The sequence below is a fragment of the Cupriavidus sp. FW305-F7 genome (assembly GCF_058782875.1).
Genome location: NZ_JBYSYC010000115.1, coordinates 1 through 1,870, shown reverse-complemented (window position 1 = coordinate 1,870; position 1,870 = coordinate 1). Strand labels below are relative to the sequence as shown.

Here is a 1,870-nt window from a genome sequence, read left to right as displayed (position 1 = left end):
TCCTCCTCGGTGGGCTGCGGGTTGTCGTCAAGCAATGCCTGCGCAGAGATCAGCATTCCCGGCGTGCAGAATCCGCATTGGAGGGCATGGTGGTTCCTGAATTCCTGCTGCAGGGGCGAAAGCTCCTCTTGCGAAGACAGGCCTTCCACCGTTTTCACTTCGGCACCTTGCGCCTGGACCGCGAACATCAGGCAGCTTCGTGCCGGCCGCCCGTTGACCATCACGGTGCAGGCACCGCATGCACCATGCGCGCAGCCTACGTGGGTGCCGGTCAGGTGCAGACGATGCCGGATGAAATCCGCCAGCAGCATGCGAGGTTCGGCATCCGCGCCCATTTGCGCGCCATTGATCGAGAATTCGATACGGGTGACTTCATCGCTCATTTGGATTTCCCTCCTTCGCGGCGTTTTGCAGAGCTTTCTTCAGCATTGCCCCGATCGCATGCTTGCGATAGGCGTCGCTGGCGTAAAGATCAGACATGGGGTCAATCTCTTCGGCAGCGATGCCTGCGATCATTTCGATCGCAGCGTCGCCGAGTCCGTGAGTCGTGAGGTGGGCTTCGGCACGGCGCAGACGTACAGGCGCAGCATCGACCCCCATCGCGGCAAGCGCAACCTTCTGGACCTTGGCGCCTTGCCTGGCCAGGTACACGGCAAGACCGACGACCGCGACGCCTTCCTGCCTGACGCTTACCTCGAAAAAGCTGGAAAACGAGCCTGGGACGCAGACCGGAAAGCGAGCCTCGCGCAGGAATTCGCCGGGTTCGATTGCGGTGGTCAAGTCCCCAAGGAAAAACTCGGAGGCAGCGACTTCGCGCGGCCCGTTCACGCCGTCGATCACCATGACGGCGTCCAGTGCGACTGCGACGGCAGGCAGCTCGGCAACCCGGTCGGCATGGGCGAGCGTGCCACCGACGGTGGCACGGCATCGCACGGCGACCGGCCCCGTCCACGCCAATGCCTGCGAGACGAGCGGGCAATGCTGACGAACCACCGGTGACTTCATGGCATCGATCTGGCGGGTCATCGCGCCGATGGCAACATGGCCCGCACGGTGTTCGATGTAGTCGAGCCCCTGGCATTGGTTCAGGTCTATCAGGACGGAGGGCCGCATGATCCGCAGGTTCATGATCGGCACCAGGCTCTGCCCGCCGGCGAGAACACGCGCTTCCGCGCCGTGCTGCGACAGCAGACCGATGACCTCCTGGACTGTCTTGGGGGAAACGTAGATAAAGCTCGGCGGCTTCATACTGGCTCCTGCCTGGTTGTAGTCATGCTCAGGCGCATTCGGCCTGCGGCGGCTTCGCAGCCTCGCCGGCCGGTTGCAGTGGCACGGTCATGGCGTTGTAACCGAAGCACCACGTCGGATCTTCCTCGTACTTGAGGAAGGTATTGGCGTTCGAGATCCGCTGCACCTTTGACGCTCTCCCCTGACGATTTGCCTCGTAGAGCTTGAGGGCGCCTTCGATGTCATCGCGCTTCTCCTGCAGGCAGCGAGCCAGTACCGCGGCATCTTCGAACGCCATGCCGGCTCCCTGGCCCATATGGGGTTTCATGGGGTGGCAGGCGTCGCCAAGCAGCACAATGCGGCCCGAACTCCAGAGCGGCAGGGGGTCGCGCGTCAGCAGGGGCCACTTGCTGATCCGGACGGAAGCGTCGATGACGCGCTGTACTTCGTCGTGAAAGCCGGCGTAGTGATCCTTGACCTCCTGAATCGTGACATCGACAGGCGTGGTCCCCTCCCAGTTGGGATCTGGCGAGCCGGTGACGAAATACACCTCATCCTTGGCCTTGGTGGTGTAGTAGATGATCATGTGCCTGTCTTCATTGGCCCAGTGCCGGTCATCCGACCAGAACTTGCAGCCGTCCGA

General features: G+C 62.5%; 3 protein-coding genes. All 3 read right to left on the bottom strand.

Going from position 1 to position 1,870, the window contains the following annotated elements:
• A partial coding sequence (locus AC3WL8_RS39825) for a (2Fe-2S)-binding protein (protein ID WP_492380246.1) occupies positions 1-383 on the bottom strand: 383 nt, incomplete at its 3' end.
• Positions 373-1,248 carry an FAD binding domain-containing protein gene (locus AC3WL8_RS39820; protein ID WP_492380245.1) on the bottom strand — a complete coding sequence of 292 codons (876 nt, stop codon included), beginning with the start codon at positions 1,246-1,248 and terminating at the stop codon, positions 373-375. The genes AC3WL8_RS39825 and AC3WL8_RS39820, both read right to left, overlap by 11 nt.
• 28 nt (positions 1,249-1,276) lie before the next feature.
• Positions 1,277-1,870 (bottom strand): FAD-dependent oxidoreductase (locus AC3WL8_RS39815; RefSeq protein ID WP_492380244.1); only part of this gene is annotated, 594 nt, incomplete at its 5' end.

Excerpts from the sequence above, each read along its gene's own strand:
- AC3WL8_RS39820 (WP_492380245.1), bottom strand. The coding sequence starts at position 1,248 with ATGAAGCCGCCGAGCTTTATCTACGTTTCCCCCAAGACAGTCCAGGAG.